17 protein-coding genes and 2 pseudogenes are annotated in these 17,859 nt (G+C 69.7%); 7 read left to right on the top strand and 12 right to left on the bottom strand.

The genetic code is table 11. The features are described from left to right. From ACQEUR_RS12595 to ACQEUR_RS12605, 3 genes are read right to left on the bottom strand one after another with little or no spacing between them, the layout of a single operon-like run. On the bottom strand, positions 1–840 hold the full coding sequence (locus ACQEUR_RS12595; protein ID WP_433029704.1) for a metallophosphoesterase family protein: 840 nt from the start codon (positions 838–840) through the stop codon (positions 1–3). 4 nt (positions 841–844) lie between these two features. After that, positions 845–1,333, bottom strand: coding sequence for an OsmC family protein (locus tag ACQEUR_RS12600; protein ID WP_433029707.1), 489 nt, complete (start codon positions 1,331–1,333; stop codon positions 845–847). A gap of 45 nt (positions 1,334–1,378) precedes the next feature. After that, positions 1,379–2,308: a threonine/serine dehydratase gene (locus ACQEUR_RS12605; protein ID WP_433029709.1), complete on the bottom strand. Its 930-nt coding sequence runs from the start codon at positions 2,306–2,308 to the stop codon at positions 1,379–1,381. A 229-nt stretch (positions 2,309–2,537) separates the two neighbouring features. Between ACQEUR_RS12605 and ACQEUR_RS12610 the strand changes: the two genes are divergently transcribed. Then, entirely contained in the window at positions 2,538–3,233 is a 696-nt protein-coding gene (locus ACQEUR_RS12610; RefSeq protein WP_433029711.1) for a type 1 glutamine amidotransferase domain-containing protein, read from the top strand. A gap of 38 nt (positions 3,234–3,271) precedes the next feature. Beyond that, a complete protein-coding gene (locus ACQEUR_RS12615; protein WP_433029713.1) occupies positions 3,272–4,285 on the top strand; it encodes an NADP-dependent oxidoreductase in 1,014 nt (337 codons plus the stop codon). 188 nt (positions 4,286–4,473) lie between these two features. On the opposite strand, the pseudogene ACQEUR_RS12620 reads toward ACQEUR_RS12615, so the two are convergent. Then, positions 4,474–5,445: pseudogene (locus ACQEUR_RS12620) on the bottom strand (glycoside hydrolase family 5 protein); the annotation flags it as partial. A gap of 309 nt (positions 5,446–5,754) precedes the next feature. Continuing rightward, positions 5,755–6,306, bottom strand: a complete 552-nt coding sequence (locus tag ACQEUR_RS12625) for a hypothetical protein (protein ID WP_433029715.1) — start codon at positions 6,304–6,306, stop codon at positions 5,755–5,757. A 124-nt stretch (positions 6,307–6,430) separates the two neighbouring features. On the opposite strand from ACQEUR_RS12625, the gene ACQEUR_RS12630 reads away from it, so the two are divergent. From ACQEUR_RS12630 to ACQEUR_RS12640, 3 genes are all read left to right on the top strand, one after another. After that, on the top strand, positions 6,431–7,369 hold the full coding sequence (locus ACQEUR_RS12630; protein ID WP_433029718.1) for an aminoglycoside phosphotransferase family protein: 939 nt from the start codon (positions 6,431–6,433) through the stop codon (positions 7,367–7,369). Positions 7,370–7,688: 319 nt separating this feature from the next. Then, positions 7,689–9,389, top strand: a complete 1,701-nt coding sequence (locus ACQEUR_RS12635; protein WP_433029720.1) for an ABC-F family ATP-binding cassette domain-containing protein — start codon at positions 7,689–7,691, stop codon at positions 9,387–9,389. After that, positions 9,386–10,660 (top strand): MFS transporter, encoded by a 1,275-nt coding sequence (locus tag ACQEUR_RS12640; protein WP_433029722.1) that lies wholly within the window; start codon positions 9,386–9,388, stop codon positions 10,658–10,660. The genes ACQEUR_RS12635 and ACQEUR_RS12640 overlap by 4 nt, the downstream gene beginning before the upstream one ends. 156 nt (positions 10,661–10,816) lie before the next feature. On the opposite strand, the gene ACQEUR_RS12645 is transcribed toward ACQEUR_RS12640, so the two are convergent. Continuing rightward, complete coding sequence (locus ACQEUR_RS12645) at positions 10,817–11,218, bottom strand: YbaB/EbfC family nucleoid-associated protein (protein WP_433029724.1); 402 nt, start codon at positions 11,216–11,218, stop codon at positions 10,817–10,819. A gap of 156 nt (positions 11,219–11,374) precedes the next feature. Here ACQEUR_RS12645 and ACQEUR_RS12650 point away from each other — a divergent pair, with 156 nt between their 5' ends. Continuing rightward, positions 11,375–11,941, top strand: a complete 567-nt coding sequence (locus ACQEUR_RS12650) for a hypothetical protein (RefSeq protein WP_433029726.1) — start codon at positions 11,375–11,377, stop codon at positions 11,939–11,941. A gap of 196 nt (positions 11,942–12,137) precedes the next feature. On the opposite strand, the pseudogene ACQEUR_RS12655 reads toward ACQEUR_RS12650, so the two are convergent. From ACQEUR_RS12655 to ACQEUR_RS12665, 3 genes and pseudogenes are all read right to left on the bottom strand, one after another. Beyond that, a pseudogene (locus tag ACQEUR_RS12655) lies at positions 12,138–12,351 on the bottom strand (transposase family protein); the annotation flags it as partial. Between the two features lie 562 nt (positions 12,352–12,913). Continuing rightward, positions 12,914–13,252 (bottom strand): hypothetical protein, encoded by a 339-nt coding sequence (locus ACQEUR_RS12660; RefSeq protein WP_433029728.1) that lies wholly within the window; start codon positions 13,250–13,252, stop codon positions 12,914–12,916. A 245-nt stretch (positions 13,253–13,497) separates the two neighbouring features. Further along, positions 13,498–13,833: a hypothetical protein gene (locus ACQEUR_RS12665; RefSeq protein ID WP_433029730.1), complete on the bottom strand. Its 336-nt coding sequence runs from the start codon at positions 13,831–13,833 to the stop codon at positions 13,498–13,500. 679 nt (positions 13,834–14,512) lie between these two features. Here ACQEUR_RS12665 and ACQEUR_RS12670 point away from each other — a divergent pair. Continuing rightward, positions 14,513–14,644: an integrase gene (locus ACQEUR_RS12670; RefSeq protein ID WP_433029732.1), complete on the top strand. Its 132-nt coding sequence runs from the start codon at positions 14,513–14,515 to the stop codon at positions 14,642–14,644. A 261-nt stretch (positions 14,645–14,905) separates the two neighbouring features. On the opposite strand, the gene ACQEUR_RS12675 is transcribed toward ACQEUR_RS12670, so the two are convergent. The 3 genes from ACQEUR_RS12675 to ACQEUR_RS12685 all read right to left on the bottom strand — a co-directional run bounded on the left by ACQEUR_RS12675 (position 14,906) and on the right by ACQEUR_RS12685 (position 17,588). Further along, positions 14,906–15,535, bottom strand: coding sequence for a hypothetical protein (locus ACQEUR_RS12675; protein WP_433029734.1), 630 nt, complete (start codon positions 15,533–15,535; stop codon positions 14,906–14,908). Then, complete coding sequence (locus ACQEUR_RS12680; RefSeq protein ID WP_433029735.1) at positions 15,535–16,773, bottom strand: hypothetical protein; 1,239 nt, start codon at positions 16,771–16,773, stop codon at positions 15,535–15,537. Before ACQEUR_RS12680 ends, ACQEUR_RS12675 begins: the two co-directional genes overlap by 1 nt. A gap of 65 nt (positions 16,774–16,838) precedes the next feature. Continuing rightward, positions 16,839–17,588: an ABC transporter ATP-binding protein gene (locus ACQEUR_RS12685; RefSeq protein WP_433029738.1), complete on the bottom strand. Its 750-nt coding sequence runs from the start codon at positions 17,586–17,588 to the stop codon at positions 16,839–16,841. Positions 17,589–17,859: the final 271 nt, after the last annotated feature.

Consider the following 17,859-nt stretch of genomic DNA (forward strand, 5'->3'; position numbering starts at 1 on the left):
TCAGCGCCGGTCGGCGCGGGACGGCAGGACGGGACGCGGCCGTCCCGGCGGTACGTCGCGGCGCCGCCACTCGCGCGGGTAGCCGAGGGACACCTCCGCGAAGCGCACGCCGTCGAACCAGTTCACCCGCGGGATGTGCAGGTGCCCGTAGACCACGGCGGCGGCGTTGTACCGGGTGTGCCAGTCGGCGGTCCGCACCGTGCCGCACCACTGCGCGAACTCCGGGTACCGCAGGATCCGGGTGACCTCCTGCACCAGCGGGAAATGGTTGACCAGCACCGTCGGCAGCGCCGGATCGCGCTCGGCGAGGCGCCGCTCGGTGAGCGCCAGCCGGTCCGCGCACCAGGCCTCCCGACTCGGGTACGGGTCCGGGTGCAGCAGGTACTCGTCGGTGCAGACCACGTGCGCCTCGTACGCCCGGGCCAGCGCCTCCTCCTTGCTGGAGATCCCCGGCGGCCAGAACGTGTAGTCGTAGAGCAGGAAGAGCGGCACCACCGTCACCGGGCCGCCCGCCCCGCGCCAGACCGGATAGGGATCCTCCGGGGTGAGCACCCCGATCTCCCGGCAGAGCTCGACCAGCAGCTCGTAGCGCCGCACCCCCCGGGCCTGCACCGGATCCCGGCCCGGCGTCCAGAGCTCGTGGTTGCCCGGCACCCACACCACGGTCCGGAAGCGCTCCTTGAGCAGCCGCAGTGCCCAGTCGATGTCCTCGACCAGCTCGCCGACGTCACCGGCGAGCAGCAGCCAGTCCTCGTCGGAGCCGGGCACGAAGCCCTCGACCAGCTTCCGGTTCTCGGCGTACGCCACGTGCAGGTCACTGACGGCCAGCAGCTCGCCCATCGGATTACGCGCCCTGCCCGGCGGCGGCGACGGAGATGACCGGCTCGTGGCGTACCGGGAAGTTGACCGAGTTGGCGACGAAGCAGATCCGGTGCGCCTCCTCGTGCAGCTCCGTGGCCCGCTCCACCATCTCCGGCGCCGCCACGGTCACCCGGGGGCGCAACAGCACCTCGGTGAACCGCCCGCCGCCGTCGCCGGTCTCCGCCATCGTGCCGACCGCCTCGTCCAGATATCCGGTCACCACCACCCGCTTGCGGGCGCAGAGGCTGAGGTAGGACAGCATGTGGCACTGGGCCAGCGCGGCGACGAGCAACTGCTCCGGGTTCCAGCGCTCCGGCTCGCCCCGGAACGTCGGATCGGCGGAGCCGAGCAGCGGCGGCGGGCCGTCGGCGGTGATCTCGTGGTCGCGGCCGTACACCCGGTAGTTGACCGTCCCGGCCTCGCCGGCGCCGGTCCAGGTGACGGTGAGCGGGTAGTGGTGCGTCCTGGACATCATCGGATTGTGCCGCATCGCCCCGCCGCGACCACGGAGGGTGGCTCAGGTCACCAGGTCGGACGGATCGGTGTTGGCGCCACAGAGCAGCACCGCGATCCGTTCCCCGGGCTCCGGCCGGTAGCGCCCGGAGTGCAGCGCCGCCACGGCGGCGGCGGTGCCGTGCTCCACCACGATCCGGTAGCGGTCCCAGACCAGGCGCCGGGCCTCGACGATCTGCTCGTCGGTGACCAGCAGGCTCTGCACCCCGGTGCGGACCGCGACGTCGTAGCCGATCGTCCCGGCCCGCCGGGCACCGAGCGAGTCGGCGGCCACCCCGGAGACCTCGACGTCGACCGGGCCGCCGGCGGCCAGCGCGGCGTGCAGCGCCGGCGCGGTCTCCGGCTCCACGGCGACCCCCTCCAGGGCGGCGGCCACCCCGGCCAGCAGCCCGCCGCCGCCGACCGCGACCAGCACCGTGTCCACCTCGCCGACCTGGTCCAACAGCTCCAGACCGAGGGTGCCCTGGCCGGCACAGATCGCGTGCTCGTCGTACGCGTGGCAGAACAGCGCCCCGCTGTCGGCGGCGCGTTTGGTGGCCGCCTCGTACGCCTCGGCGTACTCGCTGCCGTGCGGGACCACGGTGGCGCCGAGCCTGCGCAGCTTCGCCAGCTTGACCGCCGGGGCGGTGGCCGGGACGTACACCTCGGCGGGCACCCCGAGCGTGCGCGCCGCGTACGCGACGGCGGCTCCGGCGTTACCCCCGGACGCCACGATCACGCCCTCGGGCGGCAGTTCACCGGCCTCGGCCGCGCCGAGGATCCGGTTGAACGCGCCGCGCGCCTTGAACGACCCCGAGTGCTGGAGGTACTCCAGCTTCAACCAGACCGCGCCGGCCGACCCGTAGGGCCCCGGCTCGACCCGCACCACCGGGGTCCGCCGGACGTGTCCGGCGATCCGCGCGGCGGCGGCTTCGACATCGGTACGGGTGATCACTGGCGGCCTCCGTTCACCGCCCGTACGCTACCCGCCGCCTGGCCGGTGATCTCCGCTCTCCCCTGCCGTCGCTACTGCGTCCGCATCATCAACTCGTACCCCCGGCTGTCGAGGGTGGGGGTCGTCACGGCGCGCCGTGACGACCCCCACCGGAGTCCGTTGGCATGCCCGCCGCTCACCGACCTAGGTTGGGGACGTCCGACCTGTCCCCATCCCAGGAGAGCGTGACATGGCAAAGATCCTGTTCGTGATGACCGGCGCCGACCACTGGACGCTGGCCGACGGCACGCCGCACCCGACCGGTTTCTGGGCCGAGGAGGCCGTCGTCCCGTTCCAGGCGTTCACCGCCGCGGGACACGAGGTCGTCGTGGCCACCCCCGGCGGTGTGGTGCCGCCGGTGGACGCCGGCAGCCTTGGCCCGGAGCAGAACGGCGGCCCGGAGGGCGCCGAGCGGATGGCGGCGGCGGTGGACTCGTTCGAGGCGCTGCGCCGCCCGCTGAAGCTGTCGGAGGTCGAGGTGGCCGACTACGCCGCCGTCTACTACCCGGGCGGGCACGGGCCGATGGAGGACCTGGCGGTCGACGAGGACTCCGGCCGGCTGCTCACCTCGGCCCTGGACTCGGGCCGGCCGCTCGGTGTCGTCTGCCATGCCCCGGCCGCGCTGCTCGCCGCGAAGCGCTCCGACGGGACGTCCCCGTTCGCGGGCTACCGGCTGACCGGCTTCACCAACGCCGAGGAGGCCCAGGCCGGGCTCGCCGAGAAGGCGCCCTGGCTGCTCCAGGACCGGCTCGTCGAGCTGGGCGTCGACTTCCGCGCGGGCGAGCCGTGGGCCTCGCACGTGGTCATCGACCGCAACCTGGTCACCGGCCAGAACCCCGCCTCCTCCGCCGCGGCCGCGGCGGAGCTGCTCAAGGCGCTCGGCTGACCACGCACCGCACCGCACCGCACCTGGAGGAGTTTCCGATGCCTGTTTCCAGTCGTGAATGGCATCTCACCGCCCGCCCCACCGGCGAGCCGAAGCCCTCGGACTTCGCGCTCGTCACCAGCACCGTCGCGGATCCGGGGCCGGGGCAGGTCCTCGTCCGCAACGACTGGCTCTCCGTCGACCCGTACATGCGCAACCGGATGGACGAGGGCGAATCGTACATTCCGGCATTCGAGCTACATCGGGTGATGGACGGCGCCGCCGTCGGCACGGTCGTCGCCTCCGGGGCGGACGGCGTCCGGGTGGGCGCCACCGTCGTGCACTTCCACGGCTGGCGCGAGTACGCCGTCCTGGCCGCCGGCGCCGTCCGGGTGGTCGACACGGAACTCGCCCCGGCCCAGGCGTACCTCGGGGTGCTCGGTGCCACCGGGCTCACCGCGTACGCCGGGCTGACCGAGATCGCCCCGGTCCGGCCCGGGGACGTCGTCTTCGTCTCCGGTGCCGCCGGAGCGGTGGGATCGGTCGCCGGGCAGCTGGCCCGCAAGCTCGGCGCCTCCCGGGTGATCGGCTCGGCCGGCGGCCCGGAGAAGAGCCGCCGGCTGGTCGAGCACTTCGGCTTCGACGTCGGCATCGACTACCGGGAGGGCGACCTCGCGGGACAGCTGGCCAGGGCCGCACCCCAGGGGGTGGACGTCTACTTCGACAACGTCGGCGGCGACCACCTCCAGGCGGCCCTCGGGGCGATGAACCGCTACGGCCGGGTCGCGCTCTGCGGCGCGATCTCCAGCTACAACGACGCCGAGGCCCCGCCGGGCCCGAGCAACCTACGGCTCGCCATCGGCCGGCGGCTCACCCTGCGCGGCATGATCACCACCGACCACACGGACCTCATACCGGAGTACGTCCACCGGGCCGCCACCTGGCTCCGGGACGGCTCGCTGCGGGCCGACGAGACCGTGGTGGACGGCGTCGAGAACAGTGTCGAGGCGTTCCTGGCGATGATGCGGGGCGCCAACACCGGCAAGATGCTCGTCCGGCTGGTCCACGCCTGAGCACCTGAGCCACTGCGACAGGTGACCAGCGCACCGGCCGGGACCGCCCGGCCGCAGGTCCGACGGGTGTACCGGGTCGAGGCGCCGCCCACGGCGCCTCGACCCGGGTGCCGGTGACCGCGCCGACCCCGGCAGCTACCGGCCGTCACGGTCCCCGGTCGCCTGGGGCGCCCGATCTCGTGCCGTCCTCAGAAGTCGTCGGGGGTCCGGATCCGGTCGCGGATCCAGGCACCGGCCGGCTTGAGGCGGGCGGTGCCGGCGAACTCGCCGGCGTCGCAGGTGCCGGTGGTGAAGACGGCCCCGGAGCGGAAGTCGTCGGAGAAGTTCCAGTTCACCCAGCTGATCTTCCGGCTCGCCAGCAGGTCGAGGTACCGCTGCGCCATCGCGAAGTCGTTCGGGCCGTCCCCGGTGTACTCCTGGGTGCCGAACTCGGTGACGAACAGCGGCAGCAGGTCGGCCGCCCGGGCGAGGGTGTCGTAGTAGTACTCGTCGTGCGAGGCGGCGTAGAAGTGGAAGACGTACATCACGTTGCCGGCGCCCACCGGGTTGGCGGCGATCGTCTCCGGTCCGCCGCCACTGCCGGAGGCGCCGAGCGAGGACCAGTCGGGCGTGCCGACCAGCACCACCGCGTCCGCGTCCCGGGTACGGATCACCGGGATGATCTGGTCCGCGTAGCTCCTGATGGCGCTCCACGCCACCTCGCTGGGCTCGTTCGCGATCTCGTAGATGACGTTGTTCTTGGCCCGGTGCCGGTCGGCGATCTCGGCGAAGAAGGTACGCGCCCGGTCCAGGTTGTAGTTCGGGTCGCCCGGGCTGAGCATGTGCCAGTCCACGATGGCGTACATCCCCCGGGCGGTGGCCAGCTCGATGTAGTTGTGCACGAGGTCGGTGAAGCGGCGCGGATCGGTCTCGTAGCCGCCCTCCTGGACGTACATCGAGATCCGCAGCACGTCGGCCTGCCATTCCCCGGCGAGTACGTCGAGCGAGGCGGGGGTCGCGCAGTTGGCGTACCACTGGATGCCGTGCGTGCTCATGCCCCGGAGCTGGATCGCCTTGCCCTCGGCGTTGCAGAGCTGGCGACCGCAGACCCGGAGCTGGCCGTTGGCCTCGACCGGCGTGGGGGCCGGCGCCACGGTCGAACCGGGATCGGCGGTGGTCGGAAGCGGTGCCGCCTGGGCGGCCACCGTCGCGGGCGCCACCGCGACCAGCGCGGCGAGCCCGGCCAGCAGGAAGGTCTTGCGGATACGGCCCACGGGTTCCTCCTGAAGATCGACGCCAGCGGCCAGCCCGGCACCCCGGCCGGCAAGCCATCAACTGTCGTCGAACTATAAAGAAGGCTAAATATTCCCGCAACACGAGCGGTGCCGCGTGCCGCTCCACGGAGAAGATCCAGCGCCCCGCGGGCAGATTCGCGCCGTCCGCAGCCCGATCACCCCTGGAAGCCGGACAGGATCAGCAGCCGAGAGTAGTCACGGCGCCGGGTCGGGCGAGCCGGCCTGACGGCGCCGACGGAGTCGTTGCAGCAGCCTGGCCACGATCACGGGCAGCAGGTGCAGCACGACGATGAGCGCGACCACCAGCGAGGCGATCTGGCTGACCGAAAGCCCCTGCGGCGCCAGCACCAACGACGCGAACGCGCCGGTGAGCAGCGCGTGGATCACGAGGCGCAGCGGAGTCCCTCGAGTCGGCGTGTCCGCACCAGCCGCGTCGGGCCTGGTGGCGCGCCGCCCCACTGTCGTGACCATCGCCGCGATCGCGATCAGGATCGCGAACTGCAACGCCCAGAAGGCGGCCCTCCCGACGCTGGCCCCGTTGGTCGCCGAGGGCACGGCGATGGTGGCGGCCGCTAACACGACGAAGGCCGGCAGCCAGGTGAAGACAAAGGCGGTTGTCGCCGCCAGCGCAACCCTTCTCGGCAGACTGACCTGCGGCTGAACCTGTTCTCCGATGCGGGCGATCACCTCGTCGGAGGCCCATACCAGCTTGCCGGACGAGCGCGGGTCGGGCATCGGGCGGGACATGCGGGCAAGCCTAGTACTCCAGCCGGAAAGGTCCATGATTGACGGTGGCCGCCTTCGTTTCCGCACCACCTCAACCCGCAGTTCAACACTTCCGTTCCCCGGCCGGACGAGACGAGGATGTCACGTGAGCAACACACCGCATCTCGGTCCCGCGCCGCAGCGCATTGCCGTCGACGCGGATCAGGTGCGGCGGCTTGTCGCCGACCAGTTCCCGCAGTGGGCCGGCCTCCCGGTCCGGCCCGTGGCCAACGGCGGCTGGGACAACTGCACCTTCCACCTCGGCTCCCGGATGTCGGTGCGGCTGCCCAGCGCATCCGAGTACGCCTTGGCGGTCGACAAGGAACACCGGTGGCTTCCGGCCCTCGCCCCCCAACTCCCGCTGCCCATCCCCACCCCACTGGGGAGAGGCGAACCCGGCGCGGGCTATCCCTACCCGTGGTCGGTCCACCAATGGCTCGACGGCGAGCCGGCGAGCGCGGACCGTATCGCCGACCCCGTCCGGTTCGCGCTTGACCTGGCCGGATTCCTGGCGGCCCTGCGGACCGTCGACACCACCGACGGTCCCCTCCCCGCGAAACACAACTGGTTCCGGGGCGGCACGCTGCGCACCTACGACGGGCTGGCCCAGCGCGCGCTCACGGCACTCGACGGCCACGTCGACATCGACCTGGCCCGGGAGATCTGGCAGAGCGCACTGGACGCACGCTGGGACGGTACGAAGACCTGGTTCCACGGTGACGTCGCCCAGGGAAACCTGCTGCTCCTCGACGGGAAGTTGGCAGCCGTCATCGACTTCGGGACCTGCGGCGTGGGCGATCCGGCCTGCGACCTGGCGATCGCGTGGACGTTACTGACCGCCGACGGCCGGCAGGCGTTCCGGGAGCGGCTGTCCGTCGATGAGGCGACCTGGGCGCGCGGGCGCGGCTGGGCCCTCTGGAAGACGCTCGTCACCTGCTCCTACACCGTGGGCGACGCGAACGGGTCGGCCGCCGACGAACTGCGCATCCTGGACGAGATCTTCTCGGAATACACCGCCGGCGCCGCCATCAGGCCCAAGCCATGATCGCAATGGGGCAACGTCGGCTGGTCCCCGCTTCTCCGGCGGGCCGCGGACGTCGTCGAGTCGGGTCCGGCGGCCCGGTGGGAGGAGCGTGTGGTGCCCCGCCTGCGCGCCAGAGGAGGTGGCTGGGATGCCCCCGGTCGGTCGGGTATCGTCGGCGCATGTATTCAGGCACCGCCTCGATGATGAAGCCGTGGTCCCTCCGCTGACGGCGGCAGGGTTGACCGACTTCCTCTGATCCAGCTCTGCTCCGCCGTCCTGGCGTTCCCGCCGGGCGGTGTCTTTGTGCTGCCCGGCTCCATGACGAGCTGAAGAGCACACAGTGAAAAATCTTGAACGGACCTCATCACAGGATCCGACGGCGGGGCCTGACCTTGCCTGGGGCGGCCGGCTGCCGGCTGGGGACCGAGCGCATGTCCGAGCTGACGGCGTTCGGGTCGTGCTGGGTGGGCGGGTGATTCTGTCCGATGTCAGCGTGACCGTCTCCGCTGGTTCACGTCTGGCCATCGTCGGCGAGAACGGCCGCGGTAAGACGACGCTGCTGCACGTGCTGGCCGGCGTGATCGCGCCTGACCAGGGCACGGTGGACCGGATCGGCACGATCGGCGTCGCCCGGCAGGCACTGGAAGCGCGGCGCGGCGAGACGGTGGGCACCCTCGTCACGGGCGCGATGCGGGAGTCCCGACGGGCGCTGCTGGCACTCGACGACGCCGCGACCGCGCTGGCCGAGGGCAGGCACGGCGCGGACGCGGCTTACGCTGCCGCGCTCGATGCGGCGACCCGGCTGGACGCCTGGGACGCGGAGCGCCGCGTCGACGTGGCGTTGGCAGGACTCGACGCCTGCACCGACCGGGGGCGTCCGCTGTCGACGTTGTCGGTCGGTCAGCGTTACCGGGTCCGCCTGGCGTGTCTGCTGGGTGCGCACTACGACCTGTTGATGCTGGACGAGCCGACCAATCACCTCGACGCCGACAGCCTGGCGTTTCTCACCGCGCGGCTTCGCCGGCATCGGGGCGGGGTGGTGGTGGTCACCCACGACCGGGCCCTGCTCAGGGACGTGGCCGTGGAGTTCCTGGACCTCGATCCCAGCGAGGACGGACGGCCACGCCTGTTCGCCGGGGGCTACGCCGGCTGGCAGGACGGACGCCGGCGTGAGCGCGAGCACTGGGAGCGGGACTACGAGGCACAACAGGCCGAACACCAGCGGCTGGCCGAGGCGGTGAACGAGGCACAGGGCCGGCTCAGCACCGGTTGGCGGCCGGAGAAGGGACATGGCAAACACCAGCGCCAGTCCCGCGCCCCCGGTCTCGTCCAGGCGCTCCGGCGCCGGCAGGAAGCGCTGGAGGCCCACCGCATCACCGTGCCCGAGCCACCGCTGCCACTGCGCTGGCCCGACGTCGGCACCCGACCCGGACTGCCCATCCTGCGCTGCCACGACGTCACCGTGACCGGGCGCCTGCACCAACCCGTCACGCTCACCCTCGACGGTGGGGACCGGCTGCTGGTGACAGGTCCCAACGGGGCGGGCAAGTCGACGCTGCTCGCGGTGATGGCGGAAGACCTCGAACCGTCGACCGGGGAGGTCCGGCACCTCTCGCGGGCCCGGGTGGCGTACCTCGGGCAGGAAGTACCCGACTGGCCGCCGAGCGTGCTCGCCCACGAGCTGTACGAGCAGCACGTCGGCCAGCTCCGGTCGGGGGGACACCTCGGCGACGGCGATCTCCTGCCCCTGACCGCGACCAACCTCCTCGACCGGGAAGCCCTCCGTACTCCGGTCGGGCGGATGTCCCAGGGGCAGCAACGCCGGCTGAACCTCGCACTGCGGCTGGCCGAGCGACCCGACCTGCTGATCCTCGACGAACCCACCAACCACCTGTCGGCGCCCCTGGTCGACGAGCTGACCGCCGCCCTGCTCGAGACCCCGGCGGCGGTCGTCGTCGCCACCCACGACCGCCAGATGCTCGACGACCTCGCGGTGTGGCCCACCCTGCCCCTCACCGTCAACGCCAAGGACCTGTCATGACCACGCGCCCTCGGTTCGCCGTCTTCGCACCGCTGCGGCACCGCAACTACCAGCTCCTGTTCGCGGCCATGGTGCTCGACCTGTTCGGCACCGGGGCATGGAGCATCTACCTGGTCCTCCAGGCGCTGGCCCTCAACGCCACCGCGGCGGCGCTGTCCTCCGTCGTCGCCTGGACCGGTATCGGACTCCTCGCCATGTCCCTCGTCGGCGGCGTCGTCGCGGACCGCGTACCCAAGAAGTTGATCCTGGTCAGCGTGCTGGCCCTCAACCTGGCCACCGCCCTCGTGACCGCGATCCTCTCGGTCACCGGGAACGTCCAGCTGTGGCAGCTCAGCGTCTCCGCCTTCGTCATGGGCGCGACGAGCGCCTTCTACTTCCCCGCCTACACCGCCCTGGTGCCGCACGTCGTGCCCACCGACGACCTCATGGCCGTCAACGGACTCGAGGGCGCCACCCGGCCCACCATCCAGCAGGCACTGGCCCCGGCCGCGACCGGAGCCGTCATCGGCGCCGTCGTTCCGGGCGCCGGCGCCGTCCTCATCGCCGTCGCGTTCGGCCTCGCTCTGCTGTGCTCGCTCGCCCTCCCCACCGACACCGTCGACGGCGGGGCGGAACGCGCGAATCCCCTGCACGATCTCGTGGGCGGATTCCGTTACGCCGTCCGCACCCCGTGGATCCTCGCCAGCGTCGTCTTCGCCGCCCTCATGGGACTCGTCGTCGCCGGACCTGTCGAGGTGATTCTGCCGGCCACCATCCGCAACGAGCATGCCAACGGCGCCTCGGCCTACGGACTCCTCATCGCCGCGCTCGGCGTCGGCGGCCTCGTCGGCTCACTCGTCGCCGGTTCGATCACCATGCCCCGCCGCTACCTCACCGCGATGATCGGCAGTTGGGCGCTCGGCTGCCTCCCGCTCGTACTGCTGGCCGTCACGAGCACGCTCTGGATCATCGGTGCGGCCCTGTTCGTCTACGGCGCACTCATCGGCACCGGCATGGTCATCTGGGGCACGCTGCTCCAGCAACGCGTACCGCTCGACATGCTCGGCCGGATCGCGAGCCTGGACTTCCTCATCTCCATCGCCTTCATGCCCGTGTCGATCGCCCTGGTCGGGGTCCTGTCCCAACACCTGTCAGCCGGCGTCCTGTTCTCCATCGCCGGACTCGCACCCCTCGCCCTGGCAGTCGTCGTCATCGTCGCCGCCGGACTGTACCGGGACGAGATCGCCAATCCGCTCACCGAGTCGACGCCCGAACAACAACCCGCGAACTGAGAGCTACGGGGTTGCGGGGCTTGCCCCGCAACCCCGCCCGCGGGCGACGGGACCAGGCGGCACCCTGATCGCCTGAGTCAGTTCGGACGGCACGGCAGGACGATGTGACAGGCGAACCCCGGGGTGCGGAAAACGGATGACTGCGAACTTCGACTCCTACCTGCCGTCGATGGCGTCGAAGAGGCGGCGGCGCATCAGTTCGAACTCACCGGACATGTCCTGGGCCATCCGATCGAGATCGTCGGCCACGCGGGTGGCATCGACCGCAGTGAACGGAGTGCCGGCAGGGTCGCCGGCGTCGGAGGCCCTGGCAAGTTCCTGTCCCACCTGAAGTCGCAGATCCTCGTGCGCGTGGCGCAACGCCTCCAGGATTGACGCGCTCAGTGCCGCAGGTGCCTGTCGCATCGCGTCGTCGTCGATGGCGAGTTCGCTGGGAATGCCGCCACCGTCGATGACGGCCCGCACCAGCCCATCCTCCGACCGCCCATGTCCGGTGGCCCGATCCAGGGCGGCCAACACCGAATCGGCGACGGGGTGCCGCTCAGGCTCGCGGCTCATTACCATGGGCTCACCTCTCGACCACTCAGCGGTACCTCACCATACCGTCGATGCGAGTTCGATCGGAGGCTGTGAATGGATGTCTCGCCCGAGGCTCGGTCGACGATCAAAACTCGTCCTGCTGATGGAGCGTCCCGCTCAGTGCTCGGCCGAGGCATGGAATTCGCGGGCGGTGCACTGCTGGCCGTCTTGACCGTGGTGGCGATCGTCGCCGTCCTGCTGCTCGGCATCCGGTGGGTGTCCGGCGACGGCCCACGATTCGCCACCAATCTGTTCCTCTGGGCCGGCCGAGGGCTCTGCGTCGCCGCGCCGCTGATGTTCGTCGGCAGGTACGTCCGTCGCCAGGCGGCACTGCTCAGGGACTTCACGTTGGTACTGGACGATGCCGGGGCACACTGGTCCGGCGCCGTCGCCGGATCCGTCGCCTGGACAGAGCTGGACCACGTTGTCGTCACGGCCCGACCGCGCCGATCGCGTCGGCTCATCTTCGCCAGGCGGACATCCGGACAGACCGGCCCCACCGGCGCGACCGTCCGGGCCTCCCCCGTGACACAACTCGCCCAACGTCTGGTCAGCCCGTCCCGCTGGATCCTCGACGTGCCCATCGACCACTTCGAGCAGCCGGCTGAGGCGCTCGTGCAGGTCCTACGTTCGGCATCCGGCGGCCGATTTCCCGATCTCTACCCGGCGGAACAGTTTCCACGGACCGAGGAGGCTCCATGAGCGACATATCGGCCGATCCGGATCATCTGCGCGGCATCGCGTCGAGGCTGGCAGAGCTGGCGGGACGCGTCGACGTCATGTCCCGCAGCCTCACGGACGGCGGCGCGGTACCAGACAGGAGACAGTTCCCCGAACTTCACATCGGGCAGCGGGCCGCCACGGTCTGGAGCGACGGAAACTCGGCGTTTGTCGACGGCCGCCAGGCGGTGGCGACGCCGATCTCGAAGCCGGCCGCGAGGCGGGTATTAGGTGTCGCCGTTGCGCAAATGGGCCAGGGCGAGCAGGGCCTGACGGCCGGGTTCGAGACGTCGCCACAGGGACCGGAACTGCCTACGGTGACCACGAATGCGTTCGGTGAGGTGCTTCAGGGTTCGGCCAGACAACGGGATCGTGGCGGGGTAGGGCAGCATGGCGAGACTCCCGGTCAGGGCTTCGGGTCTTGGTCGACAGCTGTCCTACCTGGAGCCGCGCACCTATCGATCACCGGCCCTGCCACACCCACCCTGAGCTGCAAGATCAGCTTGGAAAAGGCTGATTCGTCGAACAGGACGACGGCGGGAACGACGCGATACCGCTGCTCGAACCGGAGGCCGCTGTCATGTCCAACGAGACCGGCGTACTCCTGGACCGGATCGAGATATTCGATTAGCAGCAAGGACGGCATCGCATCAGGAGCACCGGCATCACCGTGCGGCCACCGGCCGGAAGTCGCGGAAGCGAGAGGTTCGGTCCCTGACTCGCCGGGGCGGCGCTGTCCGTTGCGCCAGCGTCCAGACCGGAACGATCTGCGGGCTGTCGCCACGCTGTTCGGCGGTTCACACGACGGCGAGGGGCGCTGGTCGATTCTGCTCGATTCCCCGGGCGGCGACGGGGTCGGTTTCCGGGACTTGCCCGCGCGACGGGCAGCAGCACGCCGCGTGGGCACGGCATCGGGTGGCCGGTTCGCACCCGATGCCGTGCCCACGGTTGCGGCTACCGCAGGCCGACCGAGGCCCCCCGGTAGAATCCGCTGGTCCTGCCGGTGAAGCAGGAGGCGGCCGAGAAGCTCGTCGCCGAGGGACTCTTCCACGGGCCGTAAACCCAGTAGTCGGGCAGGTCGTAGATCGCCCCTTCGTTGCACCGCAGTCGGAGGCGGTACTCGCCAGTTCCTCTGGTACAGCGAGCCATCCGGCCGTCGGCCTGGCCGGTGGGGTGGGCGTAGACCCCGCAGTTCGACGGCAGGGCACTGGCCGGAGTAGGGCTGGCCACGACGACGACGGCCGTTGCGGCCACGGCCATCAGGACCGCCACCGTCTTACGTCCGATGGACATGGGACCGCTCCTCGATAGGGAGTGCGCCTCGACCGTTGCGGATGGATTCCTTGAGACGCAACCTATGGCGGGCGGTGCTGGTGTTGTTTTCATCTTGCTCCTCCTCGTCCTGTCACTTCTTTTTCCACCTGTGGTGATCTCGCACCGTGGTCGCGCGCTCCCCGGAGGGAGTCGGGCGCGCACGGCGACGATCGTGGCCCGGTACCGCGCACCGCTGCGTGCGGCGCGAGGACGGCGTGCACAGGTCAGGCGTCCCGGAGCTGCACCCGCCCATCGACCAGGACCTCCTCGAGACCGGGAAGACAACGGGCCAGCGCCACCTCTCCGACCCGCACCCATTCAGTCCAGCGCAACCGGGTGAATTCGGACCCCACGGGCCGGCACAACGCACCCGCACGGTAGGTGCCGCTTCCCGAGGTGCACACGACGCGGAAGTAGTCGGGGGTCAGCGTCCTGGTGCAATTGCCCGGCATCGCCTGCGCTGGACTGGCCACGACGGCGACCGTCCCGAGCGTGATGCCGAGGGTCAGCCCGATGACGGACAGCGCTCTGCCGCCGCCAATCCTTGACTTGGCAGTCATTTCCATCCTCTTCTCGAAGCGCCAGCACGGACCACGGATCCTGCGCCGCAAAGCCCCGCTTCGACAATTTCGGGGATATCCCTGAAGGCTGGCGACGGCTGACGGCGGCCCATCTTGACAACTTGCCGGTGATCTTCCGCACTCTATATCCGGAGGAGTACACGCGGCGTATAGCTGTCGCACACGTGGGGCACAAGGGTCCAACAAGGACATGGGTGGCCAGTTGCGGACTGAAGCCCTTCGTGGGAATTCCAACCTGGCAACTCAATTCATCGTCGGCTGACCGGAGGATCAGCCCAGACGTCGAGGACGGCGGCGGACGTACTCGGTGGCCTGGTCACCCAATTCGTCGTAGATCGGCGCCGCTCGCCGCCACGCGGCCGCCGTGCGCCTGCGAGCGCAACGCGCTTCCCACGGTCGCTGCCGTCAGGGTGTGGTTGAGGCGTCTCCACGAGCTGGGGATCTTGTTGGCCCGTGCCGCGACCTCGATCGCACGGGATTGACGGCGACAAATGGCACCGTTCCCCAGATTTCGGTTGAGCCTAGGCGTGACTTTCCGAAATATCAGCCTTTTCCAAGCTGATCTTGCAGCTCGGGGTGGGTGTGGCAGGGCCGGTGATCGATAGGTGCGCGGCTCCAGGTAGGACAGCTGTCGAGCGGAGCGACGCTCAAGGAACTGATGGCCCGGATCGGCCACTCAAGCACCCGGGCCGCGATGATCTATCAGCACGCGACCCGTGACCGCGATCACACCATCGCGGCGGCGCTGGACGCTCTGATCGAGGAGGCGAAAAGCACGACCGCTGCCTGATCTGGCGCAGATCTGGCACAGAGAGGATTTCGACGCCCTAAGACAGTGGTAGCCCTGGTTCCTCGGGATCGCTCCCGACCAGGGCTACCGCCATGTCTTCCGCAAGGGTGGAGCCGAGGGACTCGAACCCCTGACCCCCACACTGCCAGTGGCGCTTTGTCAGCCGCGGATGGCCCCGCATGATGGCCAACCCGGGACGGCGCCGGTTGTTGCCCGTGGATGCCCTTCAGCGTTCGCGATGCCGCGTAGCAGAAATCGCGATCAAGGGCGGTTGGGCCACGGGATGCCCCGTAGGCGCCAGCTGAGGGCGAGGGTCAGGAGCGTCATGGTTGTGGTGATCCAGTAGTTGGTGTGCCAGGAACGGCCAGTGGCGAACTCGTTGGTGAGAACGGAATTTGGTAGTGCGTGCTGGGTGACGACGAAGCCCGCGAAAAGGGCCGGTGTAGCTGCCGCGGAGACCAGCGGGCCGAGGGCGAGGCACAGGATGGTACCGATGCACGAGAAGGTGGCCACGTTGCCGATCAGCCCGTGCAGGGGTGGGAACTGTTCGTCGGGGTGACTTGCGGTGATCGTCCAGAACCAGATCGGCAGGACGGCCAGGGGTGCGGCGAGTATGACCGCGGAGTAGGCCAAGTGCCCGAGCCGGGCAGACAGGCGGGCGGTGAGCTCTCGGCCATCGAATCGCGGGACGGTGATGGCCGGGAGGACGCTGGCCAGTGCGACCGCGACTATTTCCGGGGTGCCGATCCCCCTGGATGGTAGGTCGAACACGGCGCTTACCTGGATGCTCAGCTCGGGAAACACCACCGTGAATAGCAACGCGACGACGAAGACGGTGGCAGCGAGGGGTCCACTGCGGACGTGCCACAGTCCCGCGCTGCGGCTTCGCACTACCCGAGGGTGGCTGGTGACAGGCGGCATGAGCGAATCAATTCCTGGTTGGTCCGGACGAATGTGCCTATCTGCTCGGCGTTCATAGTGGTTAGCTTTTGCGCAGCAGGTGATGGTTCGGCGGGTCCAAAGGCGGCTGCCAGGTTTTCGAATCCGGCCAGTTGGAGGACTCGTGCGTAGAGGACGGCGGCGATGTCGTGGCCGTCGGTGGTCTGGTCAGGCTGGAGGCAGCCGCCGAGCGTCGCGGCTTCGCTCACCTGGAAGGCCACCTGGTCGGGGATGGTAGCGGCGAGGAACCTCCGGTCGAGAGGGCTTGGGTCGAGGCGGATGAGCGCCTCCCCGGTGCGCGGGATGGTGTGCTCGGATGCGGCGATATCCGTTACCCGGTGCAGGAGCGGGGACAGCCCGGCTGCGCGCAGCCGCGCCACGACATCGACGGTGCGCGACATAGCTGGCTGGTTGGCCGCATGCAGGCACACCTCTGTGCGATCGACCTGTTGGCACACGCGTGGGACGGGACGGTCCAGCACGACGAGTTCAGGGCGCCACGCGAAGGCGATTGTCGTCAGTGCACCTACGGCGGCCAGCCACATGAGCAGGGGTCGGCCTTGCCGGCGGACCGATCCGCGGGAACCGGCCCACGCCGCGATCGAGGCGGCGAGCAGGCAGATCCCGATGGAGGCGACAACGGCGAAGGCGGCGGTGGGCGGGTTCATCTCAAACCTGGGCGAGCTGACCCACTGGCGCATCGGCAGCAACAGCCCGATCGGCCTGAACAGCGGCTCGTTGGGCAGACCCATCACGGCGAAGGCCAGAACTGCGACCGCGGGGGCGATCACCCAGCGCCGGACAGCAGCACCGAGGCAGAATCCGATCAACGCCAATGTGGTCACACCGGCCACCCCGACGACCACGTCCTGGAGAGCCAGCGCACCGGCAGTCGCTTGTCGCGCCGCGGCGACGTGAACCGGGACAAGCCCGAGGGCATGTCCCAGGCAGAGCCACACCGCCAGCGCAAGCCCATGGATAAGGAACAGGCCGGCGTCCACCCTCGGCCTGATCGGCGCGGCCACCGGCGACTCCTTGGGGAAGTACGTCGCTCCCAGCGCGGCGGCTACACCGGCTACCAAAGATCCGGGAATCCAGAGTGACTCGTGCCATGCGGCGGTGACCGCCGACCAGGTAACGTAGTCGGACCCGAGCGTGCCCCTGGTTGCCAGAAACGAACCGGCCGCCATGAAAGCACCTGCGGCCGGGAACACCCACCGGGGGCCCGGCCAACCGAACAACAGGCGCAGGCGATTCATTCGGAACCGCCCAGGGACATGATCAGGTCATCGTAGGCACGCTCGAACGGCGACCCGGGTCGGCCATCATCAGACGCCTCAGGGATGGTCAGCTGCGAAGTCGGGCCGTGGTATTGGATCCTGCCGTCGACCAGAACACCGACCGAGTCCGCGAGGTGCTCGACATCCTCGGTCAAGTGAGTCGACAGCAACACCGGCCGCTCGATGGCGAACTGCTGGATCACCTCCCGTGCCTTCAGACGCTGCCCAGGGTCGAGACCGACAGTGGGCTCGTCCAAGATAAGAAGGCGCGGATCGTGCACGATGCCGGTGGCCAGCGCGACTCTTTGACGCTGCCCGCCGCTGAGGGTGCGGATCCGCCGAGACGCCAGGTCCAAAGCCTGCATCTTCCCCAACGCAGCCTCAACCGCCGCGTCCGCCCGCGCCGCTTGCACTCCGCTCAGCCAGGCCGCGTAAGCGACGAGGTCACGCACCTTCGCCAAACCCGGAAGTGACGGGTTCTGCGGCACGTAGCCGAGCAACTCCTGAGCCGGCTTACCCTCGCTGACGTCCCGGCCATCGATGATCACCTGACCACGGCTGGGTTTTGCCAAACCCACCATGCACTTGATCAACGTAGTCTTCCCCGCCCCGTTCGGACCCAGCAGGGCGGTCACCCCCGGACCAATCGTCCAGGAGGCGCCGGTGAGAGCCCGACGCCTCCCGTACGAGAACCAGAGGTCTCTGACCTCGACGATCCCTGTCACTCAAACCGCTTACTCTCGTAGTAGTGAGACGTCACAGTGAAGTCAGCATCGGTTGGCACGCGACGACGCAGCAGAGCCCCCGCTGCTAGAGCTGAAATCAGAATAGTAGGTGCCGTTGCCGTTGCCGCAGGAACCGTTGACGGTCTTGGTTCCCCAGCCACCGCCAGACACTTCACCGACAGTGTCGTCGGGCCAGCTACCCCGGTCCTCTCTCACACGACCAGTACCATCGACCGTGCCGGAGCAGCCTTCACGACCCACGGTCGCGTCG

The organism is Plantactinospora sp. CA-290183, from assembly GCF_050936375.1.
Classification (GTDB): domain Bacteria; phylum Actinomycetota; class Actinomycetes; order Mycobacteriales; family Micromonosporaceae; genus Plantactinospora.